This is a genomic window from Porticoccaceae bacterium LTM1 (genome assembly GCA_030252795.1).
Classification (GTDB): Bacteria; Pseudomonadota; Gammaproteobacteria; order Pseudomonadales; family Porticoccaceae; genus SCSIO-12696.
On record CP127080.1, the window covers coordinates 1839923 to 1865875 of the forward strand.

Below are 25953 nucleotides of genomic sequence, written 5' to 3' on the forward strand. Positions count from 1 at the left end.
CCAAAACACAGACTTTTGTCCCAAGACTGAAAGATCTGATCCAAGGATGCTGCTATAGTGCACCGTTTGAATCGACTTTAAGATCGATATAAACATTTTTGGAGAGAGAACAAGGTAGACCATGAGTAACGATTCCCGTAGAGAAAATCACTCAACAAACGTTTCCGATGTGAAACAGCTTGGCACTTTTGCCGCAATCGCCAGCCTCAGTTACGTGTTCTGGGTGGTTGGCGGAATGGAGCTGGTAGAACGTCTCGCCTATTACGGCGTCCGCGCATCTCACTCACTCTATGCCAAGGCACCGGTTTCTGAGGGTGGTCTTGGTATTACCATGACTGAATTCGGTACCATCTTGTTATGGTGGGGTGTGCTGCAATCGCTGTTGATACCACCTCTCATCGGTGGTATTGCCGACAGGATCGGCTATAAACAGGCTATTTTTGCTTCGACCGTTTTCAAAATTTCCGGCTATCTGGTAATGGCATTTTTCCCAACATTCGGAGGCTACTTCTGTGGCGCTATGCTGTTGGCTGCTGGAACAGGCGTATTCAAGCCCGGAATTACCGGTACTTTGGTGAAATCCACCAACCGAACCAACAGTTCCGTTGCTTGGGGTATTTTTTACCAGATGGTGAATTGGGGCGGGTTCTTTGGACCACTCATCGCTGTACAACTGCGTCAGCTCTCCTGGGACAACCTGTTTTTTACTTGCGCCGCGATCATCTCAATCAACTTCCTCCTCCTGTGCATCTACAAAGAGCCTGGCAAGGAAGAACGGCTCGCTTTGAAAGCCAGAGTCAAAGCCGGCGAAGTAAAACAGGACAATCTGGCAATCGCCTCGCTGAAAGCTCTCTCAGACCCTAAATTGTTTCTGTACCTACTCCTGTTTTCAGGATTCTGGTTCATGTTCATGCCATTTTTCGATGTACTTCCGGCCTTCATTCAGGAGTGGGTTGATACCAGCATCATCGTGACTCAACTATTTGGTGACCAAGGTACGCAGAATGCCTTTGCCAAATTTATTCTAGGAATGGATAACAGCGGTACTTACATCAAACCTGAAGGTTTGCTGAACCTGAACGCCGGCATGATTATGCTGACTTGTTTCTTGGTTGCCGGTTTCTCCGCACGCATGAAGGCCTTGAACAGCATTGTCCTAGGCACTTGCCTGGCTTCAGCTGCCATGCTGATTCTCGGCTCCTTTCACTGGGCCTGGATGATTGTTATCGCAATTGTTGTGTTTTCAACCGGTGAAATGCTCTCAAGCCCGAAGTTCTCGGAATATCTGGGTAACATCGCTCCAAATGACAAAAAAGCGATGTACTTGGGGTTCTCTCAAATTCCGGTAGGTGTTGGCATGTCGGTTTCCGGCAAAATTGCCCCAATGCTATATGACAAATTTGCATCCAAAGACCTGATTGCCCGTGAAATGATTGGTGGGCTCGGCGCGGACAACAGCCTAGAGGCCATTCCACAAGGTGAAGCCTTCTCTCACCTGGTAACCATGACTGGCCAAACCGCTTCCGAACTCACCCTTCAGCTTTATCAGGCAAACAATATCGGTATGCTCTGGTACATTTTGGGGTTGGTTGGGATTCTTTCCGCATTCGGTATTTCAATGTATGCACGCTGGATTTGGCGCCTTGCAAAGAGCGAAGAGACTACCGCTTCTGGAGTAAAACAGACTGCGTCTTGAGCTAGTGCATTACTAAACAACTAAAAAGGCGGGACAGATGTACCGCCTTTTTTGTTGTTTATCATTATCCAATCCCCTCTACATTATCCATTTTTCGTATAGGATCTCTCGCCCCCCTTCTGATATATTGGCCCGTTGCATTGCTTTCAATTCGACTATTAAAAAATATAAGTTGATAGATTTTTATTATTAAAAGATTTGGGCGGAGATATCTTTATGACTACAACCACTAAAAGTGGGGGCTCATCAGGCAACCCCATTAGCAACTACATAAAGGACTTCAGTGTCCTGAAAGACAATAAGGCTTCTTATTGGGCCGTACAGGCCGTCAATATTCTGGATTGCGTTGCGTACTACGCAATGATTACCACCATTACCCTGTTCCTTACCGGCAACGTTGGCCTGGAAGATGACATCAGTGGATACGTTGTTACCGGATACGGCATCGCGGTTTCCCTCACTCTTGTTGTAGCGGGCTTCTTAACCGATTCATTCGGCATGCGGAAAGCCACATTCATCGGCATTGGACTGCAAACCTTATGCCGTGTGGGAATTTTAGTACTGGGCCTTTCTCCCGAAATTCCTGGTCGAGAGTGGATGATTGTATTTTTGATTATCCTCAGTGCTCCGGGCCAGGCGATGATGCAAGCCGTATTCCAGGCAGGCACCAAGCTGTTTAGCAGCAAGCGCAGTCAATCCGCTTCTTACAATGTCTGGTACCTGTTGATGAACCTCGGCTTCGCTTTGGGCGGCCTTTCAGTTGACGTTATCCGCAAGACCCTGGAACTGGACCTGAGTTACATCTACGGCATGAATGCGGTTACCGGCATCCTGGCAATCCTGGTTGGCCTGGCCATCGTTAAGAAGTCGGAGCAAGGTACAGAGGAAGACGAGCCTGCCACTAATGAGAAGAAAGTCAGCGGCTGGGAAAAATTCCTGGGGCTATTCAAACAACCACCATTCAAACGCATGCTGGCCCTGATGGGTGTTCTTCTGGGTGTACGCGCTGTATTCCTTTACACCTTTATGCTTATGCCCTTGTACTGGGCTCGCACCATTGAGGCATCCAGTGGTGAACTCATGGATATGGGCTTCGTCCAGAGCATCAACCCCATTATGATCTTCGCGGGTGTATTCCTGTTCATTCCTCTTGCCAACAAGTGGAATATGTTCAAGATGTTGATCGTGGGAACATTGATGAGTACAGCGGCCATCTGGCTTCTGGTTATGCCCTGGCAGTGGTTTGGCGACAGCGTCGCAAGTGGCTACCTGTGGATGACCGTCTGGATGATGATATTGCTGAGTCTCGGTGAAATTATCTGGAGCCCTAAGCTGTACGACTACATTGCGACTGTTGCTCCAAAAGGTCAGGAAGGTTCATACCTGGGCATGGGGATGATCCCCTGGTTCCTTGCTAAAACTATCGTCGGTCTACTGGCTGGTCATATGCTAATGCGCTGGGTTCCTGAGGGCATTCACACTTCTATCGAAGCTGGCACGCTGGGCTTCTGGGACAGCCCAGAAGCGATGTGGCTGATACTCGCAACCTGGGCCACCCTGAGTGTCCTCGTGGCATGGTTGTTCCGTGGCTGGTTCACCAAAGGTACTTCTGCCGAAGTTGAAGTTGAAGAGGCTCCAGAGGCCAAGACGACTACAGCTTAACGTTAGAGCTGAATAAAAAAGGCGGGGGTTTCCCCGCCTTTTTTTGTGCCTGATGAAACCGGAATATCCATTTTTTGTGTGGGATCTCTCAATTCCCTTCTGATATATTGCTCTGCTTTACTGCTTTTAATTCAACTATAAAAAACCAAGAGCTGATAGCTTTTATTTATCCAAGAACTTGGGCGGAGATACACTTAATGACAGAGATAACCACAACCGATCAATCCGGATTGGAGAAGATCAAAAATTACATAAGGGACTTTAAGGTCCTGGGTCAAAACAGCAAATCCTTCTGGGTACTTCAAGGCATTAATATCCTGGACTGTATTGCTTACTACGCAATGGTCACCACAGTCACCCTCTTCTTAACCGGACAAATCAGTGATGGTGGTGTAGGGCTTTCGGATATTGCCTCTGGGGACGTAATGTTTTGGTGGGGCATTATCATATCAGCCTCGCTGTTTATGACCGGGTTCATCACAGACACTATAGGCATCAAGCGTTCAATTGTTATCGGCAGTACTATCCAGTGGGTAACCCGTGGCGGAATTGCATTCTGCGCGTTAAGCCCAGAGCTGCCTAACCGTGAAATCATAATCATTACCTTTTTCCTGCTGAGTGCTCCAGGAATGGCGATGATGCAAACCAGCTTCCAGGTTGGTAACAAACTTTTCAGCACCAACAAAAGTCGTGCTGCGTCATTTAATGCCTGGTACCTGCTGATGAACCTGGGTTTTGTTATCGGTGCCCTGCTGGCCGACCAGATTCGCGTAGATATGATGCTGCCAATTAGCTACATCTTCGCAGCCAGCGCCATTGCCTGTGTTACCTCTGTTGTTATCAGCCTTATGGCCATCAACCAGAAAACTGACACCCTGACCAATCTTTCAGATGAGCAGGCTACCCAGTCTGATGAATTACCCAAGAGTGTTTTCAAACGCTTCACCAACCTGATAGTACAACCTGCTTTCCAGCGCCTGCTGGCACTTATGGCAGTATTGACTGGTGTTCGAGCGGTATTCCTTTATGGATTCCTGCTTATGCCTTTGTACTGGAAGCGCGTTATGGAAATCCCCAACGGCGGCCCGGTAGAGCAAGGTTTCCTTCAAATGATCAACCCGCTGTTTATCTTTGTTGGCCTTACCCTGTTTATTCCCATTGCCAATAAATTCAACATGTTCAAAATGCTGATTGCTGGCGCAATCGTAAGCTCTCTTTCGGTGTTGGTACTGGCTCTTCCATGGGAATGGTTCGGCGGCAACATGGTTGATGGCTACTTCAATATGGCCATTGTCATGATGCTGTTGTTGAGCCTTGGCGAAATTACCTGGAGCCCTAAACTGTACGAGTACACCGCAGCCATTGCCCCCAAGGGCCAAGAAGGCGCTTACATGGGTATGAGCATTCTTCCTTATTTTGTCGCTAAAGTTGTTGTGACCAAACTGTCTGGCGTCATGCTCGTAACTTGGGTTGCTGAAGATGTTAGTGTTCGAATTGCCGATGGCACCCTCCCATTCTGGGAGAGCCCTGAGGCTATGTGGCTTGTTCTTGGTGTCTGGGCGCTGTCCGGGCCAGTAATTGCGTGGTTCTTCCGCGGTTGGTTTACCAAGGGTACCACTGCTGCCCAGCAGCAAGCAGATTCTGCTCAGCCGGCAACTGCTTAATAATTTAGCTCCATAAAAAAGGCGAAGCTGAATCAGCTTCGCCTTTTTTTATTTTCGAGTACTCCGAATCAGTGAGCCCGTTTTACAGACTTAAAGAACCAGCTCACTAACAGTACAAATGCAATAACTCCCAGTACCGTCGGAATCCAGTTAATTCCACCCCACTCAAGTCCTAATCCCGCAGGCTTTTGTGAAGTGATAAACGCGGATGCTGCAATACCAACACCCAGCAAACCTTCGCCACCCACAAAGCCGGAACCGAGAAGTACACCTTTCTCACGGCGCCCTTCCAACTCTTCACCTTCGCGACTCTTGCGCTCGAAGAAGTGGCGAATCAGGCCACCTACAAGGATCGGCGTCATGGTAGAAACCGGCAGATACACACCGACGGCAAATGGCAGTGAGGGTATTTTTACCAGTTCACAAATCACTGCAATACCCACACCTACTGCTACCAGTGTCCAGGGCAGATTTTGATCCAACACCCCATCGATAACCAACTTCATCAGGTTGGCCTGAGGAGCTGGCAACTCTGCCGTACCAAACCCAAATGTTTCAGCCAGCAATAACACTGAGAGACAGACAAAGGTTGCTGAGGTCAGTACGCCGATAAGCTCGGCAAGCTGTTGGGATTTTGGCGTCGCACCCAACAGATAACCACTTTTCAGATCCTGTGAAGTATCACCTGCAATAGATGCTGCAATTGCGACCACACAGCCAACAATCAGGGTTGCTGCTTTGCCAGCAGTATCGGTCCAGCCGAATGCCAGAAAGATTGATGCGGTTCCCAGCAGAGCGGCAATGGTCATACCACTGGTGGGGTTAGAGGTCACGCCCACCATACCTACAATGCGTGAGGCCACAGTGACAAAGAAGAACGCAAACAGCGATACACAAAGTGCTGCTGCCAGACGGGTACCAACGCCACCGACATCACCAAACGCCTGTGGAACTAAAGCCAGCACCAGTACGATGGCCAGAACGCCCCAGCCCACGTATTTGAGAGACAGATCGCGCTTTGTACGTGGTACCTCGGCAATGGTTTCTCCATTGGCTTTGGCAGTCGCGCGTTCACGCAGCTCTTTACCACCCACCTTGAAGCTTTCGATCATCACTGGGATATTCTTGACCAGCGTAATAATACCTGCCGCCGCTACAGCCCCGGCGCCAATATAACGAACGTAGCGGTTCCAGATTTCCTTGGCATCCATATCTGTAACCAGCTTGGTTACTTCAGGGAAAACCGGGGTCTGGCTGGATGCCCACAGGTAGTCGAGTACCGGGATGATTACCAGCCAGGACAATAAGCCGCCGCCCACCATTATCAGGGCGATGCGCGGCCCAAGAATATAACCCACACCAAACAGCGCAGGAGAAAGGTCGATACCCAACTGCGCCTTATTTATGAATGGAATCTTGGCGCTAAGGCTACCTGGAATGATCTTCAACCAGGATGTCAGGGCTTTAAACAGCATGCCAACACCGATGCCAATAAAGATACTTTTCGCCTTGCCGCCACCGGCTTCATTGGCCACCAGAACTTCCGCACAAGCGGTACCTTCCGGATAAGGCAGTTTGCCGTGTTCTCGCTCAATCAAAAACTTGCGCAGCGGAATCATAAACAGAATTCCCAGCAAGCCGCCGCACATCGCCAGAATGGTCATCTGCAGCAAGTCCGGAGCAACGCCCCACATAAACAGGGCCGGCAAGGTAAAAATCACCCCACTGGCCACTGAACTGGACGCCGAACCGGTAGTTTGGGCGATATTGGTTTCCAGAATAGTGCCTGGTCGGCCGTATTTTGCGAGAATCTTGAACACTGCCACCGACATAACCGCCACCGGAATGGAAGTACTGATGGTCAGGCCAGCCCTAAGGCCCAGATAGGCATTGGCAGCACCAAAGATAATCCCGAACAGAATTCCCAGCCCCAATGATTTGAAAGTGAATTCTGCAATGGACTCTTGAGCAGGTACGTAAGGTGGATATTCTTCCCCCGCTTTCAACTCTCGATAGGCTTTGGGGTCTAGCCCCTTGTTATTAGTCAGCGCATCATTAGCCACTGGCTTCTCCTTGTAGATTTTTGACCCGCAAAGCCTAGAGAAACTGACACCAAAAGTCACCCCCGCCAGCTTCATGTACAAAGTAGAGACATAAAAAAAGCGGGGTCATTACCCCGCTTCTCAAAAGCTAACCCATTTACATCATCGATTGCTGGTAGTTTTGCATACCAACACGATCGATAAGATCCAGCTGGGTCTCCAGCCAGTCTACGTGCTCTTCTTCACTTTCCAGAATGCGCTCAAAGACTTCGCGAGATACATAATCGGATACCGATTCACAGTGGGCAATAGCCTCTCGCAGCAGCGGAATAGCCGCCTGCTCCAGCTTCAGATCGGACTCGATCATTTCCTTGACGTCCTCACCAATCATTAACTTGCCAAGATCCTGCAGGTTGGGCAGCCCTTCCAGGAACAGAATTCGCTCGATCAGCTGATCGGCGTGCTTCATTTCGTCGATGGACTCTTCGTACTCTTTGGCATTGAGCTTTTCCAGCCCCCAGTTCTTGTACATACGAGCATGAAGGAAGTACTGGTTGATGGCTGTGAGTTCATTGGTCAGTGCCTGATTGAGGTACTGAATGACCTTGGCATCACCTTTCATAACGCGCTCCTGGCTTATTGATTTTTAACTGCGGACAAGAGTGATAATCAGCCGCAAATAGCAGAAATTCCTAGCTTTTTTACGCCAGGACCAGCAAGGAATATAGCAGAAATGAGCGCCGAGAAAAGCGCTGAAAGGAAATCAGGCGACCGGTTCCCAGATGGCCGGATCTTCCATCGGGCGGTTGGAAATGGCTTCGCGAATAACGGTACGGGCGTGCTTGCTGCACTTGCCACATTGGGTTCCCACACCCAGACGCTGACCAACTTCACGCATGGTAGACGCTCCCTGATCCACCGCCTGGCGAATCTGGCTATCTGTTACTGCGCGACAAATGCAAACGTACATGTGGAATCTCACGAAATATTGCTATCAACCTGATAGAGATTCTAAATACTAATGAGAATGATTGTCAATTAGATTAGTATTTGTATTGAGTGTCCAAACGGGTTCATTTGGTCACGCTGATTGGGTCAGATACCATCAAACGCTATACTGCCCTTCTTCTATCAGAATAAGTTTGTGATGAAATACATTGGAGCCCACGTCAGTGCCTCTGGCGGAGTAGAAAACGCCCCGCTCAATGCCCGCAAAATCGGGGCGACTGCGTTTGCCTTTTTTACCAAGAACCAGCGTCAGTGGCATGCCAAACCTCTAACTCCAGAGTCGATTGAGGCTTTTAAAGCCAATTGCCAAGACTGTGGCTATGGCCCCAGCCAGATCCTGCCCCATGATAGCTACCTGATTAATCTGGGCCACCCTGAGGCAGCGGGCCTGGAAAAGTCACGAAACGCCTTTCTTGATGAAATGCAGCGCTGTGAACAACTCGGGCTGATGTATCTCAACTTTCACCCCGGTAGCCATCTGAGACAACTCTCCGAGAGCGAATGCCTTAGACGTATAGCTGAATCCATTAATTTAGCTTTGGATAAAACCCAAGGAGTATCGGCAATAATTGAAAATACCGCCGGGCAAGGCAGCAATCTCGGTTTTCGGTTTGAGCATCTGGCTGAAATCATTGATCAGGTTGAGGATAAGAGCCGAGTTGGAGTCTGTCTGGACACCTGCCACACTTTTGCGGCCGGCTACGATTTGCGCACTAAAGCTGATTGCCAAAAAACTTTTGCCGAATTTGAGCGAGTTGTTGGATTCAAATACCTGAAAGGTATGCACCTGAACGGGTCAAAATCCACCTTTGGCAGTCGGGTGGATCGTCATCACTGCCTGGGCCAGGGTGAGCTGGGAACTGCTGTATTTGAATTCATGATGCCTGATTCACGATTTGATGATATTCCGCTGGTACTGGAAACCATAGATCAAAGTATCTGGCCAGAAGAGATCGAGTTTTTAAAACAATTGGCTGCCTAGGGCCTGTTGTGTTACGACGCAGTGACGAATTTACCCCTACCCCGTCATTGCGAATCGCACAGCGATGAAGCAATCCAGTGTCTTTTGTCGCTCTTGACCGTCAATCCTCAAATTCCAACTCACAGCCATTAGCCAGCGCAAATTTTTCAAGTTCATTTTTAGACTCTTCCAGTACTTGCAAGCGAATGGTTACACGGTTGCTGTAGACAACATCCTCAACCGATCCTTCATTAACGCCGAGCCAGTGCCGTACAGCTTGCTCGATTGAAAAGTCACAGTGCAGTGTCCCTGCCAGCATCGCACGATGCTCCTGTACCGGCAGCTCCTCCATAGCCTGCTGCGCAGCAGTTGAATAGGCTCGAACCAGCCCCCCTGCCCCCAATTTGATGCCGCCAAAGTAGCGTGCAACTACCACCATCACATCACCAATATCTTTATGCTGCAGCACATTCAGTATTGGCTTTCCGGCTGTACCGGTGGGCTCGCCATCATCACTCATTGCAGCACTTGTAGCAGTAGACGGATTGCCCAGCAAATAGGCCCAGCAATGATGCCTCGCATCAGGAAATGCCACCCGCATCTCTTCAAGCAAAGCCATAGCTTCTTCTCGAGTAGAGGCCAAACCAGCTCGGGCGATAAAGCGACTTTTTTTAATCTCGTATTCGATCTGAACGGTATCGGCGGGAGTGCGAAATACAGCCATTAAATATTATTTCCAACGGGTGGTAAGTGATGGCAATCATACACTCTGGGCAAGCTCATTGAAAAAATCTCAGCCTGACACTTTCCTGACTGTATAAAATTGAGACAAACAGGTACCAGAGGCTGACTAAAAGGAATAACCACCACTCCAACGATGATCGAATATATTCTTCATATAGCTCCGGCAACAACAACTGACCAGATACGCTAAGGAAAGCCATAATCAAATAGCTCCATAAACAAATAGTCATTGCTTGAAGAGCACCTTCAGCTGTCGAAATCTCACGCTTGAGCCATTTCGTCATCAAAATCTGTGCAGCCACAGTAAACCCAACCCCAAACATCACCCCAGCATAACGAAACAAACGATAAACGCGATCCTGCTCGCCCAGTGCCACGCAATACACCACAATAAACAGACACCCCAGCACCCCGCATAGCATCATTGATCTTTTTACCGGCGAGTTTGACCAGGAAGTAAGAGTGTTTGGCACTAACAACCAAAACAACGCCCCCATCACCATGCCCGGTATTATCAGCCCACGATAAATCAGGGTAATCGGCAATTGCCGGCCGACTTTACTTACCGAAGCACACCCATCCCAATAAGGCACACACCAGGAAATCAGTTCGCTTTGCGCAGCAACGATAAAGCCAGCGTGTAAAGCCACAAAGGGCAACAGCGCACAGAGCAATGGCAGCCAAAATGCCGCATAAGAATGGTTATTTTTCATACATCCCATATTAGCAGTCGAATAACTGGTGAAGGTAATCTGTCTAAGAATCGCGTAAGCTTGTGCCCCTTAGTAACCGCTGCAAATAGAGCTGGCTGATATGGCAATTAGTGCCACCATTTTCAAAGCGACACTGCAAATCTCCGATATGGATCGCAACTACTATGCGAGCCACCACCTCACTATTGCCCGCCACCCCTCGGAGACCGACGAACGTATGATGGTGCGACTGGCAGCCTTTGCATTTCACGCCAGTGAGCAGCTGGAGTTTTGCAAAGGGTTGAGCACCGAACACGAGGCGGCATTGTGGGAAAAGAACCTGGTAGGTGATATCGAGCACTGGATTGATGTGGGACTACCGGATGAAGACCGAATTCGCAAAGCACACAATCAGGCTGATAAGGTAACTGTATACGCCTACGGCGAACGCACTGCCCCAATCTGGTGGGACGGCATCAAAAACAAAGTCAGCCGGTTTGACAATTTATCGGTTTTTTACCTGGATCCTGAGTGTTGCGATGCCCTTTGCGATCTGGTGGAACGTACCATGCAATTTCAGGCAACGATTCAGGATGGCGAGCTATGGCTTAATAGCAACAAGGGCAACGTCACCATCACCCCGGAACGCTGGAAGTAGCTGAATCCTGCTTTCTAGGACCTGCCAGGACTGTTTTTCCGGCTAAAGTCCGGAGCTGCACTCATATCGGCAGGCTGAATCTTTGGTGGATGGCGACGATCACCCAGTTCACTGACCAGCATGCCGGCAATAATCAAAGCTGCTCCCAACCAACCATACCCTCCCATCCGTTCACCCAGAATTATGGCAGCGGCAAAATGGGCGAACATAGGTTCTGCAGCAAAGATAAGCCCTACCTGATAGGGTTCCAACAGTCGCTGAGATGCGGTTTGCGCCCAAAATGCCAGCGCAGTTGCTAACGTACCGGACACCAGTACCGTTGACCATACAATAGGTTGTTGAATCGCCTCTAGTGTCGCCTCACCGACCGGCTCAAAGATAATCGCTGCGATGAGACTGTACAGACTCACCGCCGCCATCTGTAATGCACAGAGCGGTATTAATGGAAACGTTTTGGCCACTCGCCCTGTCGCCAGAATATGCAAGGCGTAACAAAAAGCACATATAAGCACCAGGGTATCCCCCTGGTTAAACGTCAGATGCTCACCGACCGTAATAAAATATATTCCTGCAGTAGCACCGATTACACCTAGCCACGCGATGGGTTTAATCACAGCACGAAAAAGTATCAATCCCAAAATAGGCACCAGCGGAACACTCAGGCCGGTAATAAACCCTGTATTTGATACAGAGGTGTACTGTAACCCCATGGTTTGAAAGGCAAAACTGGCAAACATAATCAGGCCAAGTCCGGCACTGACAAACAGTAATTTTGACGATATCTTCAGTCCCGCTGCTTCGGGGTCGATCCGGCACAGTGGCCACAGGCACAGCGCTGCCACAGCAAATCGCAAAGTGTGAAAGCTGTGAACAGGCAAGTGCTCAATGGTCTGATCCACGAGTACAAACATCAATCCCCAGATAGCACATACAAATATCAGTAGTGCTACCGCCCGGGGTGGAGAACTCAGCGTCATTATTCGCCTTCAATCAATTTGTGTTGGCTTAAATCGTTGAGCGTGGATTGTACAATAGAATCTAAATCCTAAAGCAATCATTTTCCCTTATGAGGGGTCATAACAGGAAGATTCATGCGCGGATTAGCTGAAAAAGGAAGCTTACTAACTTACATATTTCTGGAGTGGCTTTTGCAGATTGCTGATACAGCAACCATTAAAGACCCCTCAAAGAGAATAAATATGGCGATAGAGATTCTGATAGCAGAGCCCCTACCGCCAAACTCAATTAGAACCGACCTCTAAAGGTCAACAATACTCTTCGACTACTTTGGGTAAGACTGGAAGAATCACGATAAAAAGAAAATGAGCTTGGATTTGAACTTGGATAATTTGCACTTAATGCAGTTTGTTCCGCATCCAAAAGGTTTTCGACCGAAAGTCTTACAAGAACATTATCAGTAATCACTTTCTCTACAAACACTTCAACGTTAGGATCCAGCTCTGACACCGAAGTACTCCCTCCTCCGCTGCTAAACTTGGTCTCTCGTGAGTCTTTTGTTATCCAGTTAACACTTGCACCATAGCTTAACCCAAGGGATTCCAATTCATGGTCATATGTCAAGTTAACAGCGCCAGAGCGATTACTTAGCTCTCCCGTTCTGGATTGACTGGAGTATGTGGCATTAAAGTAAAGCTGTGCAGTTTCACTGATAAAGTTCAATGGCATACTCAAGTCAAGCTCGGCACCATGAACCTTCATTTCAACATCGCTATTAAATGGCAATGACACATTAAGCAGCGGCAATGGAACATTATTGATGATGGCCTGATTTTGAAGATAAGCATAAAGTCGACCAACTTCCCCAGCTAACATTGGGTTGGCAGATTCAAAATTTTCAAAGGGTATATTATCTTCACGAACAATTGCATTATCGATAAATCTTCTAAAAAGATTCACACCCAAAATACCGCCATCAAACCTCCAGTCATAACCAAGATCAAACCCAAGAGACTCTTCTGGCTTCAAAGCCCGGTTACCTACTCGAGCATATACTCGTGTCCCAAAAGATGCCGTTTCAACTTTAATATCCTTCGTTGGATCGAATTCGCTAATATTTGGTCGACGCTCGGTTTTTGCCAATGACACTCTAAGCATGTGACCATCGGCAAAATCCCATCGAAAATGGAGGTTCGGGCTAAAGCTACTGTATTCCGCATCCAACTTTGTTGGGTGATCTGAAGATACAATTTCAGGGTTAATTACAAATCCACTTAAATCAAAAATGCTGAAATTAACATATTGATCAGTCGACGAAGAAGATAAATCTATGGAGCTATACCTCCCACCACCAAGCAAGGACATATAATCATTTATACTCCACTCATAACTGGCAAATAAAGTTTTTCTTTCGGCAGTTTGACTGGTATCGTAAACACTTGTTGTATAACCAAAATCAATAATATCAGCAGAATAATTATTAACATTACTATTTTTATTATAATCCACACCAAACTTAAATTTTCCAGATTCAAAAAAATTATAAGTCAGCTCACTTTTTGCTTGGATAACCTTGGAATTTCCATCCCGAAAATTTTCTCTGTTGGTTCCATATACATACCCATCTTGAATATAACTATCTCTGGTTACATCACTTTTGTTATACAAAATAGATGAAGCCCAATTTAGGTTATCAAAATCCATATCGTATGAAAGACCTACAGAATAAGCATCAACTTCTTGATTAAACCGACTTATCCTTTCATAACCATCTTCAACAGGAGTTGAATCCAAGGGAACACCATATAACACTAACTCATTTCGACTCTCACTGGAAGTCTCCTCTACAGAGAACCCTGACAAATCATTTTTAAAAAGGTTGGCCGAGACAGTTAATGTGGAATAACTATTTAAATAAAAACCAATATTGGCATTTAAAGACCTGTCTAAATTTTGATCACGGGATGTAATATCCGTTATAGATTCAGAAATTATTTCACCATTATAAATATCACCAAAATCAATTTTACTGACCGAACCGGACATAAACTTATTAGTCAACACCCTGGAACGCTCTTGACTTGTTAATCCGACCGAATAAAAGAATTCTTCACCTCCACCACTAACAGTAATACCCCCAACATGATTAATATCACCATCAACATAAGAAGCTCCGACCCTCCATGAATCCCTAGCTTCCTGCGAAAGACTCTTTCCATCTTTAAGTATCACATTCAGCGTCATACCAATACCAACACTATCAATATCAGCTGTTGGACTCCGAATAACCTGGATTTCCTTAATATCATTTGCCGGTATTGTGGAAAGTAATGTATTTGGTCCTGAACCAAAATCGATACCTGCAATACTCTTTCCATTAACCAGAATCTGAGTGTACTTGGCGTCAAGATTCCTTAATTTCGGCCCTTCTGTTTCAATATCGTCATTATCCAATGGACGGGACACATCAGGAGCATTAAATAATTTATCAAAATAAACCCCTGGAACACGCTTCAACATGTCATTTAAGGTTAAAGGCTCAAATCGTTCAAAGTAACCTGAATCATAAACCAGGGTAGGTGAAACCGTATTAGCCCGATTCCGAGTAACAACCCGGCTACCAACCACGACAAGTTCATCAACTGTTTCATCCCGGGGGACATCAGATTTGGCCTCGTCCAGGCTGATCACCACTGAATCATCTGAAATAAACTTGTATGTAAGCCCTGATCCTTTCAGCATTTTCTCCAGAGCTTCTTCAAACGTATACTCACCACTAAGCTCTACCAGCCGGGAGTCTGCTCCAATATCAGTGGGAATAATAATCTGAAATCCAGATATATCTGCCAGTTCCATCAAGGCTGTATCGGCATGCTTCATTTCTATCTGTATATCCAGAGATCTGCTATCTACTTCAGCGGCATAACCAAATGATGCCATACCAAGTAACACCAAAGACACAGAAGCAACCAATGGCTTCCTATTAATTCTCACAGTTCTGTTATTCACTTATCTACCTCACCTAAGATTAATTTTATAGTCGCACTAACTAAACGTTCAGAATATGAGAATCCAGATTTTTCAGAATTATTTTCCAGAAATAACAATTTTATCAAAGTAGTGAGTAACTTTAATTGGCATCGACATTTCAAATCCAACAAGAGCTGTATTCATACTTTCAATTTTTACTAATGCATTCACCGTCAAACCCATGACAAATTTATCCTCAATTAATATTTTTTTTGCACTGTATCGATTTAGCTCTTTAACTACCTTATAGAGTTCTTCATTTTTGAAATGCAAGACGCCACCGGTCCAACCTGGTACATTACCAATAACCTCACTTGAAAGGAGTGATTGATCTACCGAGCTAACCTCCACCTTCCACCCTGCGGGGATTTTCAATTGCCTCACCCCTTTGAGGCCGGGTGATAACACCGACGCCATAGGTGAATTAGCCTCGACTGTTTCTGCCAGAGGGTGAGTCACCACAAGTCCTTCAGTGACTAATATTTCCACTTTATCGGAATATTTTCGGACAAAAAAAGACGTACCAAGAACTGTAATGACATTCTCACCAGCCCTTAACTCAAAGGGTCTGGATTCATCTTTTTCCACCTCAAAATACACCTCGCCCCTTTGCAGTATTGCCGTCCTGCTATCTTCCTTATCTATATATAAGACTTCAGAACCTGTATTTAGCGACATAGTGCTGCCATCAGAAAGGCTAACTTCTTTTACTTCTCCAATTCTTGTGACATATCGAAGAGCCTTATCAGCCTCTACTGATAAGTCATTTTGGGTTAACCAAACACCGGAGAGAACACAAAGCAAAACACCTGCTGCAATAGACAGTTTTTGCCAACGCTGTGCCCCTTTCCTTGCTTCACCGGTGAGCACTTTGGCATCTACAAGCTGCAAAATTTCTTCATCTGTGGACAGCGAATCAACATCTGCCCAAAGATGGAAGTTAGAAATCAGCTCATCGCGATATTGACGGTTATCACTGTGCCATGGGTTTTGAATACCATCATCTTCCCTTGGCAACTCTCCAGAGAACAGTTTTCCGATTGTCACGGCTGCCGCTCTGCTGGCAATTGAATCTACTTTAGCTTTCATTCGAATAATCCTGGCCGAAGCCACCCTGATACATTTGATCAACTTTTTTCCGAAGATTAGTCACAGCAGAGGCCACGTAACTCTCAACCTGCCGGCTTTTAACACCCATAACCTCGGCTATTTCCTTATGACTCATATGCTTAAAACGACTTAAAACGAATGCAGTACGGTGATTCGGCTTCAACTCCTTGATGGCTTGCTTTACAAGTTTCAAATGTTCTCTTGCAATCACAACCACATCAGGAGAAAGGTCATCAAAATAGTCCTTGGCTTGCTCACCCTGTTTGATACTGTAGCGCCAGCGCACCAACTTATTGCGCTCCATATCAACCACAAGGTTATTAGCAATTGTGAACAGATAGGCCCGCTGCTGCTTAACACCGCCCTCCAGCCGCGCTTTAAGATCTTTTTGCTTTGAGATACGTACAAACAGGTCCTGGACAATATCGTCTATGTCCTCCCTGTTTTTCACCCGCTTGTAGAGAAAGCAGCGCACAGCCTTACCGTGTTCCTCGTATAACTCTTTCAGAATACGGCGATTTTCACTCTTGTCACCTGCTTTCAGCTTAACCACAACACCTCTTTGCATTAACCCTTTATCCGTCAAATCAATACAATTCACCTAATTACTTAACGGATTAGCGAGCCAAATCCAGATTTCGGGGCAAAAAAAACCAACTTTTACCCAAAAGCTCTATGGCCCGGATCTGTTGCAATTTCATTTATAGAAAAATGACCATACCTGCATATCGAGTCAGCTATCTATGGCCCTTTCTGCCTGATAAAAGTTTGGTTCCTGTTGCCTACTAATGCCACCAAAGTGCCTTAACAAATTTGGTGACCCAACAATGCCACATAAGTCATTGTAGAATCTGCAATTGTGCACTTGTTCAGCCCTCAACAGAGTGACGTTCTATACTCTGTGGAATACCAAAACATGGAGGATTTCATATGAAACAGATTCTTACACTGCTGCTACTCACTATTTCACTGAATGTCTCTGCTGCTGCCTATATCAAATTAGGCGACATCAAGGGCGAAAGCCAAGCTATTGAAGAAGCCGACAAAGGCTGGACTGAACTGGTGAAAAAGTATCCACGCCAGCAAACACGTGCTCCTGAACGCAAAGCCACGGGAGAAAGCCTTGAAGAGATCAACCTCCACTTTCCTGAATCTCTAAGTGGCTATGTACTGACCGAAAAAAATGAGTTGCTCCATGTCCAGAAAGGAAAAATCGTGAAGCGTATACCGGAAAAGCTGCGTCATAAACAACGTGCGGTTAATGACGAAAAGCCGGAGGAGAAAAAGCGGGAAAAGCCCGAGACTCGACCAACTGACCGCTCACAAGATAGACAGCGATAAAGATTAAGGGTACTTCTAAAAATAGTGATTTTTTTGCGCGAGCAAGGCGGCAATGCACACAGACCCGGAGTGTATACGGCATACATGAGGAGTCTAGGGCCTGTTCACACTAATTGAATACTTACTGTTGTGACTAAAAAAGCGCCAATCAAGGCATGAGGAGAGCAGTTTGGTCATTCCAAATAAACGACGAATAACGCAGAGTGGCGCTTTTTTAGCCACAACCCGAAGGGCTAAGGTCATTTTTTCGTCCAGCTGCGTTATCAGTCGCTTATGTAGAGTGACTACACCTCACTCCTTCTGCCTTGCTGGCCAAAAAAATGGCCCTCAGCAGTAAATATTCAATTAGTGTGAACAGGCCCTAGTACGATGCCAACACGGCTATCGCGGGAAAAGTCCGTTTTTAGAAGTGCCCTTAAACCACCTGCCCTGCAACATACCCTGATGCCCAGGCCCACTGAAAATTAAACCCGCCGAGGTGGCCGGTCACATCGACCACCTCGCCGATAAAATAGAGTCCCGACTGATTTTTGCACTCCATGGTTTTGGAGGATAAACCATCCGTATTGACGCCCCCCAGTGTTACCTCAGCCGTGCGGTAGCCTTCCGTTCCGGCAGGCTTTAGCACCCAGCCATTGAGTTTTTCACCCAGATCTATCAACAGCCTGTCAGGTAAGTCGCCAACTGGTCGATCAGCCTGTTCGGGCCACCACATCTGTTCCAGTTCCTGAACCAGTTTTTTTGGCAGCAGCTGTGACAAAAGTGTCCGCAATAACTGTTTTGGCTGTCGTTGTTTGCAGGTTTTCAACCACTCTTCTGCATTCAACTCCGGCAGCAGATTGATGGATACCCATTCACCCAGTTTCCAGTAGCTGGAGATTTGCAAAATAGCCGGACCGCTCAACCCTCGATGGGTAAACAGGATATTTTCACGAAAGCTTTTGCCATTGCAGCTGACCAGTGAATCTACCGAAACACCTGAGAGCTTTTCCGAGAGTAGTTTGAATCCATCAGTAAATGTAAAAGGCACCAGAGCAGCGGTGAGCGGCAATACCTCCAGACCAAACTGACGGGCAATATCATAGCCAACACCTGACCCACCAAGCGTTGGAATAGATAACCCACCTGACGCCACAACCACTGACTGCGCCTCAAAAACACCTGAACCGGTCTGCACTCGAAAGCCGTTTTCAGCATTTACCGATTGCACATCGCAATTGGTCATTACCTCTACACCGGCATCTTCGCACTCAGCCAGCAGCATATTTAAAATATCTTTGGAGGAGTTATCGCAAAATAGCTGGCCAAGTGTTTTCTCGTGATAGCCAATACCATGTTTGTTCACCAGCTCGATAAAATCCCACTGGGTGTATCGACTCATTGCTGATTTACAGAAGTGCGGATTGGCGGAAAGGTAATTGTCCGGCTCGGCATACATATTGGTAAAGTTACAACGCCCACCGCCGGACATCAGAATTTTCTTACCGACTTTATTGGCGCGCTCCAGCACAACCACCGAGCGACCACGCTGTCCCGCCGTAATCGCACACATCAAACCTGCCGCACCGCCGCCAATAATAACTACGTCGTAATTCTTCAATTTAAAAACTCAATCCAAAAAGTCAGGTGAAATAAATGAGTTGACCATTACAGAACCGGCACAAATAGCGGGCACCTTTTCTGACCACCTTATTGTGCCTGACCATCGACAACTGATGTTCACGGCAGTCACAGCGATAATTCACCGTTCGCATTGAACGCCCTGGAATCCCTTCCATATCCATTTTGCAGGTTCGGCTGTTATCGGCACCAAACAGCGCCATCACCGTTTTCCACTCCTGGCCGTGAGGCCGGACCCGGCCAAACAGCTGCTCAGTTATGTAGTGCGCTACTTCATGCGGAATGGTGGTGCGAAAATGCTCATCCCATTCCTTGGCAAATACCCAGGGATTAAACCGAATCACCCGTTGAATACTCCTGCCACGCCCCACCATTTTGTACATACCGGCTGCCTGCCCTTTCAGATCGAAGCGCACCGGAATCAACTCAAACCGACAATCCAGCTCCGAAGACGCAAAGCGAATATAGCGCTCGGTTTCGGTGATAACCTGTTGCTGCTGCTCCGCATTGATCGGTTCGACAAAGTCCATGTATCAGTATTAACCGCTCAGAGAAAACTAATATAGGGATGAGGATTTTGATGTCAGAGCAAGGCGGCACTGTGCGCAGGGAGGGAGCGTATTGAAATACGTGACCGACCGAGCACAGCGCCAACGCAGCTATGGCTTCAAAAGACCATTCCTACCACATCAAATCGTCGGGGATTTCGAATTGAGCATAGTACTCGTCGTCCGAATCCGGCTCCGCCTGCGCCTCACCCGGATTGTTACGCAGCACTACAAACGTCTCGTTTCGCTGGGCAATCTTCTCAGCTACTGGCGCAGGCACCAACTCAAAACGCTCTTGCTCAGATTCGGCTAACGTCACAATCGCCAGAATGCCACGCTCAAGCTGTTTCTGCTGTTTGGCATCAACGTAGATCTTCTTCACCTTTTTATCGTGGGTAAAGCTGTAACCGATCTCCCCCTGTTTGGGCTGACGGTTACTTTCAATCAGCTGCTTGATCTGGGCAGCAATCGCCTTTTGTTCTGCCTCCGCTGCACGCTGACGGTTCAACTCGCGATCCCGCTCAGCCTTCTCCTGCTGGGCCTTTTGTGCAGCCAGCTTGGTCTCGTCCACCGCCTTCTCGCGGCTTTTGTGCTGCATTTTGGTTTGCTTCTTTTTGTCGCGCTGAACCTGCTTGGCTTTTTTAGAATCCACCAAACCGGCTTTCAGCAATTGATCCTGAAGTGAGTTACCCACTTGGGTGCCTCCTGTATGACTATGTTCGAAAGGTAGGCAGTATATCGGTTTCCGATGATCTCGAAAAACAGTAGAGTGACCCGCTAATACTGATTAGCACCTTCGAGACCTATTGAATGTTTGAAAAACAAGACCTGCTCGACCTGGCCCGCATGAAGATGCCCTTTGGCAAGTACAGTGGCCGAGTACTTATCGACCTGCCTGAAGAATACCTGTTGTGGTTTGAGGGCAAAGGCTTCCCTGAGAGCAAACTGGGTCGCCTTCTGGCACTGGCGCTGGAAATACACCGGAATGGACTCGCCCAAATACTCGACCCACTGCGACAGCCACCCAGGTCCCGTTGAAACGAGTGTTACTCCTCCGACTTGGCGAATGACCCGCCCATTTGGGAACGTGCGGAACTGTATGGTGATTGAGCGCTCTGCTCTACACACACCTCCGGCTTAACAACCATCTCATGGTGCCGCTCCATCTTGCGAACCTGCCACAGCACTATTGTGTAGGCGACTGTGCCCCACAACAGAGAGCCGGCCATCTCACCGGCAATAACACCTACCGCACCAAACCAGTCAGACAGCAGGTACACCAGCGGTACAGTACCCAACAGCGCGCGGGCAAAATTAAACATGGTTGCCTGAGTAGCGCGATTGAGATTGTTTGACGCCGCATTTGCGACAAACAACATGCCGTTAAAGGCGAAACCGATTACCAGCCAGGTCGCGTAAAAATCGATCAGATGTGCCGCATCCCCTTCCGCGCCAAAGGCATCAATAATCTGGTTGCGCAGTAAAAACATCGCCAACCAGATCAACAGCACATACCCTGCATTAACCAGAAGCGCGTTGTAGAGGGTTTGGCGAACCCGACGATATAAGTCAGCACCGGCATTCTGGCCAATGATTGGCCCAACCGAACCGGATAATGCAAAGATCAAGGCAAATGCCACCGGCGCAATCCGCCCCAGAATGGCTGCACCAGCAACCGCACTATCGCCAAAAGTTGCCATGGTTTTCAGAACATAACTGCTGCCGATAGGCGTCGCCAGATTGGTCAACATCGCCGGGCCGGCAATTGGCACAATTGCGCGCAGGTCTGCCCTTAGAGATTGCCAGCTCGGTTTCTTACCCAACTGATGATGCTTCCATACCGCTATCGCTCCGATGGTGATCAGCGTCAGGCGGGAAATTACCGACGCAGTGGCCGCGCCCTGAATACCCATATCCATCCCGAAGATAAGAATTGGATCCAGCACCGCATTTACCGCCGCCGCGCCCATAGTGGTCCACATCGAACGACGCGCATCGCCCACTGCGCGCAGTGCCGCCGCAGCGCACATACCGCAAGCCAACAGAGGTGTGCTTGGGAGAATAATTCGGCTGTAATCCAGTGCCAGCTCAAGGGTCAGCCCACTGGCACCCAGGAATACAAACAGATCTTCAAGATAAATCCATACCGGCAACATCACCACTGTCGCCAACAACGCACTGAATAGCATCAGGTTGCCGTAGTAGCGCCCGGCTAGCTCCCGGTCGTGACGCCCTTCGGCACGAGCTACCAGCGCCCCCATACCGATCTGCAAGCCAATACCCACCGAGGTGAGAAAGAACAGTAACGTACCGGAAAAGCCAATCGCCGCCGCCAGTTCCTCATGCCCTAGCAGGCTGAGAAAATACATATCGACCAGATCGACAGTAAACAGCGCCAACAAACCTACTGTGCTGGCGCCAGTCATTACGAGAATGTGTTTAAGCGTTGAACCTTTGGTGAATACCGCAGTTTTCATCGAGTCAGTCGTCCATTAACAGCTCAAGTGAAGCAGCATACAGCAACGAAGTACTTTCGCCAGAAACTTAACGCAACTTTCTGACTTTAAAATTGCGCCCTTTGATCTTACCTTTTTCGAGGCGTTTCAAAGCCTGGTTGGCAACGGCACGTTTAACCGCCACAAAGGCACTGAAATCATAAATATCTATTTTGCCCACCTGCTGGCCGGGTATACCAGCATCACCGGTAAGTGCACCGAGAATATCTCCGGGCCGAACTTTCTGCTTGCGACCGCCGGCAATCTCCAGCGTGACCATTGGCGGGCGCAGCTCAAAATCATTCGGCGCTTTCATATCCGCAAGATTGCCTTCCTCAATTGGGTTTCCCTGATACTCGGCAATGGCATCCAGCTTATACAGCTCACGCTCGGTATAGAGGCTCCAGGCGAAACCACTTTTACCTGCACGGCCGGTACGACCGATACGGTGGACATACACTTCTGGGTCGCGTGACAGCTCCACATTCACCACCGCCTGCAGATCGCTGATATCCAGTCCACGTGCCGCCACATCCGTGGCCACCAACACCGAGCAGCTGCGGTTTGCAAATCGCACCAGCACCTGATCACGATCGCGCTGCTCAAGGTCGCCGTGCAACGCCAGAGCCGAAATCCCCTGCTCGCGTAACTCAGCCGCCAATTCGGCACATTGCTTTTTGGTGTTGCAGAACGCCACCGTGGATTCAGGACGATACGTAGCCAGCAACTTGATCAGCGCTTCAGCACGTGCTGATTTTTCTACATGGAAAAAACACTGCTCGATATCAGAACTTTTGTGGACCGCCTCTACGCTTACCGACACTGGCTGACGTTGGATAGAGGCGCTCAATTGTTCAATGGTGTCTGGATAGGTCGCCGAAAACAGCAGTGTCTGGCGCTTTTTCGGGGTCAGGTTAATGATCTCGGTAATTCGGTCATAAAACCCCATATCCAGCATGCGATCAGCTTCATCCAGTACCAGCATCTGTAAATGCTTCAGCGACAGCGACCCTTTACGCAAATGCTCCTGAATACGCCCCGGGGTCCCCACCACAATATGCGCGCCGTGTTCGAGCGAGCCCAGCTGTGGCCCAAAACCCACACCGCCACAGAGGGTCAGAATTTTGGTGTTATGGGTAAACCGCGCCAGCCGACGCAGCTCCTTGGCCACCTGATCCGCCAGTTCGCGGGTCGGACATAACACCAGTCCCTGCACTTTAAAGCTCTTTACGTTGAGCTGGGTCAGCATGGGAATCCCAAACGACGCCGTCTTGCCACTGCCGGTTTTGGCCTTGGCAATCACATCCCGACCGCCCAGCGCGTACGGAAGGCTCTTGGCCTGAATGGGGGTCATTTCCCGATAGCCGAGGTCATCAAGGTTTTTGAGCAGACTTTGGGGGAGTTTGAGTGAGGCGAATTTGGTGTTTTGCACTTGGGGGAAGCTGTGTTGGTGGGTGGAGGGGGATTGTAGCAGATATCTAGCTTGTCATTCCCGCACAAGCGGGACTAATACGTTTACGCATTGAGCGCCGATGGCGATAATCTATTTCTTGTCATCCTGAGCGGAGCGAAGGATCTCATAGGGTTGCTTGGATTCTTGGGATTTCGCCCCCGAAGGCTAGGTGTGCGCCTGCGGCGGGCTGGGTTCAGTGTACTGGGGGCGAGTTTCTTTTCTTTTTGCCTTCCCAAAAAGAAAAGAAACCAAAAGAAAAAGGGGCTAAAAGCGCTTCACCTTCTCGGCAGTGAATTGTACAGCCCCTAGAAGCTCGCTTACTCCCCAAGTGGGACTGCTATATCCTGCGGTGCTTCTGGATTCTACCCAAAGGCCTAATGAACTAGTGGCGATTCATTACTTGTGACTTACAAGGGTCTCATCGTTTATATGCGAACATCCTTTTCAATCATAAATGCAATAACTAACTGCCCCCTTTTAATTAAAAAGCCTTCCTGATAAATCCCTTGTTGCTCCCGCTCTCTCTTAAATCGCCATACATGATCACCTTCCTTATAATTATTTGCCATACATCTTGCTTGACTCACATAGTTAACCTTCTCATAGTGCTTGAGCTTCTCTTCATATTCTACATAACCCAATTGATCTGGAATATAATACGCCAATACCTCTTCTCTAGCTGAAACATCGGCGGCCAACATTTTCAAAATGGCCTCATTAATTGAAACCTCAACAACAAAATCCTTATCCAGAAAAAATTCACTCTCGACAGAATCTCCAGAACGGCAGTCAATAAGCTTAGTTTCTTCTGTGGCATTTGAAGTATCTATATATAAAACAAGCATCAAGCCTAGAGAAAACAATTTAAGCATTACGCACCTCTATCTAATAAATGTTGGCAGGTTTCTACTTCATATTAAGATTACAGCAATATCGTAACTTTATTCTTGGGTAGAACCTAAAAGCATCGCAGGATATAACAGTGAATCTTGGGGAGTAAGTAAACCCCTAGGGTCAGTACAATTCACTGCCGAGAAGGTGAAGCTCTTTTAAGGCTCTTTCTTTTGCATTCTTTTCTTTGAGCCAGCAAAGAAAAGAATGTCGCCCCCAGTGCATGGAAGCCGCCCGCCGCAGGCGCACTCCAAACCTTCGGGGGCGAAATCCAAAGAACCAGAGCAACCTTGTGAGATCCTTCGCTACGCTCAGGATGACAACGTAATCGCTCAGAATGACAATCTGTACGTTCACGGGAATGACGGAAACAAAAAAGGGCGACTAATTCAGCCGCCCTTTTCAACTCAAACAATCAGCACATCACAACTTGGTGCGAACCGACCAAAGCTCCGGGAAGAAGCTCAAATCCAGAGCCTTCACCAGATAACTCACACCACCAGTACCACCAGTCCCCTTACGGTAACCGATAATGCGCTCAACCGTCTTCATGTGGGCAAAACGCCAGGTCTGGAAACGGTGTTCCATATCCACCAGCTTCTCCGCCCATTCGTACAGATCCCAGTACTCATCACCTTTTTTATAGATCTCACCCCAAATCTCTTCTACTTTCGGGTTGCTTGTGTAAGCAACACTCCAGTCACGCTCCAGGCACTCTTTGGGTACATCAAAGCCGCGTTTGGCCAAGAGCTGCAGGGTCAGGTCGTAGATGCTGGGTGCATTCAGAACATCGTTTACGCGCGTGAAGATTTCCGGGAAAGCCTTGTGAGCATTCACCATATCGCGGTTTTTATTGCCCAGGGAGAATTCGATGATGCGGTATTGGTAAGACTGGAAGCCGGAGCTTTGACCCAGTGAATCACGGAAACTCAGGTAGTCTTTTGGAGTCATGGTGGACAATACATTCCACGAGTGAATCAACTGCTCCTGGCAACGGGCGATACGCGCCAGCATTTTCATCGCAGGCCCCAGCTCATCGCGTTTTACACTCTCCATGGCCGCTGTCAGCTCATGGATCATCAGTTTCATCCACAGCTCGGACGCCTGGTGGATGACGATAAACATCATCTCATCGTGGCTGTCTGACAGGCAGTGCTGAGCATTCAGCACCTGATCCAGAGCCAAATACTGACCATAACTGATATCCTGATCCCAGTGGATTTCTTCCCCTTTGAGATCGACGGTATTGTCGGACATTGGACATTTCACGTTAGTTACCCCTGACCAAAATTGTTTACACGTAAAGATTGTAAGGGTTTGTAAGAATATTGGAAATATTGACAATACTCCGCTTCTCTGCGCAATTTCAGGCTGAATTCAT

At 47.9% G+C, this 25953-nt stretch carries 23 protein-coding genes; 7 read left to right on the forward strand and 16 right to left on the reverse strand.

Annotated features, from left to right (window positions below; genetic code table 11):
• The first annotated feature begins 121 nt into the window (after positions 1 to 121).
• The 3 genes from QP938_08010 to QP938_08020 all read left to right on the forward strand — a co-directional run bounded on the left by QP938_08010 (position 122) and on the right by QP938_08020 (position 5022).
• Positions 122 to 1696 (forward strand): MFS transporter, encoded by a 1575-nt coding sequence (locus tag QP938_08010; GenBank protein WIO73251.1) that lies wholly within the window; start codon positions 122 to 124, stop codon positions 1694 to 1696.
• A gap of 216 nt (positions 1697 to 1912) precedes the next feature.
• Positions 1913 to 3358 carry an MFS transporter gene (locus tag QP938_08015; GenBank protein ID WIO73252.1) on the forward strand — a complete coding sequence of 482 codons (1446 nt, stop codon included), beginning with the start codon at positions 1913 to 1915 and terminating at the stop codon, positions 3356 to 3358.
• 197 nt (positions 3359 to 3555) lie between these two features.
• Complete coding sequence (locus QP938_08020; protein ID WIO73253.1) at positions 3556 to 5022, forward strand: hypothetical protein; 1467 nt, start codon at positions 3556 to 3558, stop codon at positions 5020 to 5022.
• Between the two features lie 68 nt (positions 5023 to 5090).
• Here QP938_08020 and QP938_08025 read toward each other — a convergent pair whose 3' ends face one another.
• From QP938_08025 to QP938_08035, 3 genes are all read right to left on the reverse strand, one after another.
• Complete coding sequence (locus QP938_08025) at positions 5091 to 7085, reverse strand: oligopeptide transporter, OPT family (GenBank protein ID WIO73254.1); 1995 nt, start codon at positions 7083 to 7085, stop codon at positions 5091 to 5093.
• Positions 7086 to 7221: 136 nt separating this feature from the next.
• Positions 7222 to 7686, reverse strand: coding sequence for a bacterioferritin (gene bfr / locus QP938_08030; GenBank protein WIO73255.1), 465 nt, complete (start codon positions 7684 to 7686; stop codon positions 7222 to 7224).
• 141 nt (positions 7687 to 7827) lie between these two features.
• Complete coding sequence (locus tag QP938_08035; GenBank protein ID WIO73256.1) at positions 7828 to 8034, reverse strand: bacterioferritin-associated ferredoxin; 207 nt, start codon at positions 8032 to 8034, stop codon at positions 7828 to 7830.
• 177 nt (positions 8035 to 8211) lie between these two features.
• On the opposite strand from QP938_08035, the gene nfo reads away from it, so the two are divergent.
• A complete protein-coding gene (nfo, locus tag QP938_08040) occupies positions 8212 to 9054 on the forward strand; it encodes a deoxyribonuclease IV (protein WIO73257.1) in 843 nt (280 codons plus the stop codon).
• 100 nt (positions 9055 to 9154) lie between these two features.
• Here the strand turns inward: nfo and QP938_08045 are convergent, their stop codons facing one another.
• Positions 9155 to 9757, reverse strand: a complete 603-nt coding sequence (locus QP938_08045; protein WIO73258.1) for a YigZ family protein — start codon at positions 9755 to 9757, stop codon at positions 9155 to 9157.
• 55 nt (positions 9758 to 9812) lie between these two features.
• Positions 9813 to 10490 (reverse strand): hypothetical protein, encoded by a 678-nt coding sequence (locus tag QP938_08050; protein WIO73259.1) that lies wholly within the window; start codon positions 10488 to 10490, stop codon positions 9813 to 9815.
• A gap of 100 nt (positions 10491 to 10590) precedes the next feature.
• Here QP938_08050 and QP938_08055 point away from each other — a divergent pair, with 100 nt between their 5' ends.
• Positions 10591 to 11127, forward strand: a complete 537-nt coding sequence (locus tag QP938_08055) for a YaeQ family protein (GenBank protein WIO73260.1) — start codon at positions 10591 to 10593, stop codon at positions 11125 to 11127.
• Between the two features lie 14 nt (positions 11128 to 11141).
• On the opposite strand, the gene QP938_08060 is transcribed toward QP938_08055, so the two are convergent.
• The 4 genes from QP938_08060 to QP938_08075 all read right to left on the reverse strand — a co-directional run bounded on the left by QP938_08060 (position 11142) and on the right by QP938_08075 (position 16777).
• Entirely contained in the window at positions 11142 to 12104 is a 963-nt protein-coding gene (locus tag QP938_08060) for a DMT family transporter (GenBank protein ID WIO73261.1), read from the reverse strand.
• Between the two features lie 268 nt (positions 12105 to 12372).
• Complete coding sequence (locus tag QP938_08065) at positions 12373 to 15093, reverse strand: TonB-dependent receptor (GenBank protein ID WIO73262.1); 2721 nt, start codon at positions 15091 to 15093, stop codon at positions 12373 to 12375.
• A 78-nt stretch (positions 15094 to 15171) separates the two neighbouring features.
• A complete protein-coding gene (locus QP938_08070; protein ID WIO73263.1) occupies positions 15172 to 16203 on the reverse strand; it encodes a FecR domain-containing protein in 1032 nt (343 codons plus the stop codon).
• Positions 16193 to 16777, reverse strand: coding sequence for a sigma-70 family RNA polymerase sigma factor (locus QP938_08075; protein WIO73264.1), 585 nt, complete (start codon positions 16775 to 16777; stop codon positions 16193 to 16195). Before QP938_08075 ends, QP938_08070 begins: the two co-directional genes overlap by 11 nt.
• 377 nt (positions 16778 to 17154) lie before the next feature.
• On the opposite strand from QP938_08075, the gene QP938_08080 reads away from it, so the two are divergent.
• A complete protein-coding gene (locus QP938_08080; GenBank protein WIO73265.1) occupies positions 17155 to 17565 on the forward strand; it encodes a hypothetical protein in 411 nt (136 codons plus the stop codon).
• 415 nt (positions 17566 to 17980) lie between these two features.
• Here the strand turns inward: QP938_08080 and QP938_08085 are convergent, their stop codons facing one another.
• The 3 genes from QP938_08085 to QP938_08095 all read right to left on the reverse strand — a co-directional run bounded on the left by QP938_08085 (position 17981) and on the right by QP938_08095 (position 20427).
• Positions 17981 to 19165, reverse strand: coding sequence for an NAD(P)/FAD-dependent oxidoreductase (locus tag QP938_08085; GenBank protein ID WIO73266.1), 1185 nt, complete (start codon positions 19163 to 19165; stop codon positions 17981 to 17983).
• A gap of 22 nt (positions 19166 to 19187) precedes the next feature.
• Positions 19188 to 19715, reverse strand: coding sequence for a SprT-like domain-containing protein (locus QP938_08090; protein ID WIO73267.1), 528 nt, complete (start codon positions 19713 to 19715; stop codon positions 19188 to 19190).
• Between the two features lie 151 nt (positions 19716 to 19866).
• Positions 19867 to 20427 (reverse strand): DUF2058 domain-containing protein, encoded by a 561-nt coding sequence (locus tag QP938_08095; GenBank protein ID WIO73268.1) that lies wholly within the window; start codon positions 20425 to 20427, stop codon positions 19867 to 19869.
• Positions 20428 to 20543: 116 nt separating this feature from the next.
• On the opposite strand from QP938_08095, the gene QP938_08100 reads away from it, so the two are divergent.
• Positions 20544 to 20771 (forward strand): DUF3820 family protein, encoded by a 228-nt coding sequence (locus QP938_08100; protein ID WIO73269.1) that lies wholly within the window; start codon positions 20544 to 20546, stop codon positions 20769 to 20771.
• Positions 20772 to 20779: 8 nt separating this feature from the next.
• On the opposite strand, the gene QP938_08105 is transcribed toward QP938_08100, so the two are convergent.
• The 4 genes from QP938_08105 to kynA form a co-directional block, all read right to left on the reverse strand.
• Positions 20780 to 22210, reverse strand: a complete 1431-nt coding sequence (locus tag QP938_08105) for an MATE family efflux transporter (protein WIO73270.1) — start codon at positions 22208 to 22210, stop codon at positions 20780 to 20782.
• A gap of 67 nt (positions 22211 to 22277) precedes the next feature.
• Complete coding sequence (gene dbpA, locus QP938_08110) at positions 22278 to 23660, reverse strand: ATP-dependent RNA helicase DbpA (protein WIO73271.1); 1383 nt, start codon at positions 23658 to 23660, stop codon at positions 22278 to 22280.
• A 446-nt stretch (positions 23661 to 24106) separates the two neighbouring features.
• Positions 24107 to 24553, reverse strand: a complete 447-nt coding sequence (locus QP938_08115) for a hypothetical protein (protein ID WIO73272.1) — start codon at positions 24551 to 24553, stop codon at positions 24107 to 24109.
• A gap of 442 nt (positions 24554 to 24995) precedes the next feature.
• The gene (gene kynA, locus QP938_08120; protein ID WIO73273.1) at positions 24996 to 25829 is read right to left on the reverse strand and encodes a tryptophan 2,3-dioxygenase; all 834 of its coding nucleotides are present in this window, start codon (positions 25827 to 25829) and stop codon (positions 24996 to 24998) included.
• Between the last annotated feature and the right edge of the window lie 124 nt (positions 25830 to 25953).

What these genes read in the sequence shown, in the direction of transcription:
- QP938_08010 (WIO73251.1), top strand. Translation starts at nt 122, where the DNA reads ATGAGTAACGATTCCCGTAGAGAAAATCACTCAACAAACGTTTCCGAT.
- QP938_08015 (WIO73252.1), top strand. Translation starts at nt 1,913, where the DNA reads ATGACTACAACCACTAAAAGTGGGGGCTCATCAGGCAACCCCATTAGC.
- QP938_08070 (WIO73263.1), bottom strand. Translation starts at nt 16,203, where the DNA reads ATGAAAGCTAAAGTAGATTCAATTGCCAGCAGAGCGGCAGCCGTGACA.
- QP938_08080 (WIO73265.1), top strand. Translation starts at nt 17,155, where the DNA reads ATGAAACAGATTCTTACACTGCTGCTACTCACTATTTCACTGAATGTC.
- QP938_08090 (WIO73267.1), bottom strand. Translation starts at nt 19,715, where the DNA reads ATGGACTTTGTCGAACCGATCAATGCGGAGCAGCAGCAACAGGTTATC.
- bfr (WIO73255.1), bottom strand. Translation starts at nt 7,686, where the DNA reads ATGAAAGGTGATGCCAAGGTCATTCAGTACCTCAATCAGGCACTGACC.
- QP938_08060 (WIO73261.1), bottom strand. Translation starts at nt 12,104, where the DNA reads ATGACGCTGAGTTCTCCACCCCGGGCGGTAGCACTACTGATATTTGTA.
- QP938_08035 (WIO73256.1), bottom strand. Translation starts at nt 8,034, where the DNA reads ATGTACGTTTGCATTTGTCGCGCAGTAACAGATAGCCAGATTCGCCAG.
- QP938_08055 (WIO73260.1), top strand. Translation starts at nt 10,591, where the DNA reads ATGGCAATTAGTGCCACCATTTTCAAAGCGACACTGCAAATCTCCGAT.
- QP938_08050 (WIO73259.1), bottom strand. Translation starts at nt 10,490, where the DNA reads ATGAAAAATAACCATTCTTATGCGGCATTTTGGCTGCCATTGCTCTGT.
- QP938_08100 (WIO73269.1), top strand. Translation starts at nt 20,544, where the DNA reads ATGTTTGAAAAACAAGACCTGCTCGACCTGGCCCGCATGAAGATGCCC.
- QP938_08020 (WIO73253.1), top strand. Translation starts at nt 3,556, where the DNA reads ATGACAGAGATAACCACAACCGATCAATCCGGATTGGAGAAGATCAAA.
- QP938_08045 (WIO73258.1), bottom strand. Translation starts at nt 9,757, where the DNA reads ATGGCTGTATTTCGCACTCCCGCCGATACCGTTCAGATCGAATACGAG.
- kynA (WIO73273.1), bottom strand. Translation starts at nt 25,829, where the DNA reads ATGTCCGACAATACCGTCGATCTCAAAGGGGAAGAAATCCACTGGGAT.
- QP938_08105 (WIO73270.1), bottom strand. Translation starts at nt 22,210, where the DNA reads ATGAAAACTGCGGTATTCACCAAAGGTTCAACGCTTAAACACATTCTC.
- QP938_08115 (WIO73272.1), bottom strand. Translation starts at nt 24,553, where the DNA reads ATGCTTAAATTGTTTTCTCTAGGCTTGATGCTTGTTTTATATATAGAT.
- nfo (WIO73257.1), top strand. Translation starts at nt 8,212, where the DNA reads ATGAAATACATTGGAGCCCACGTCAGTGCCTCTGGCGGAGTAGAAAAC.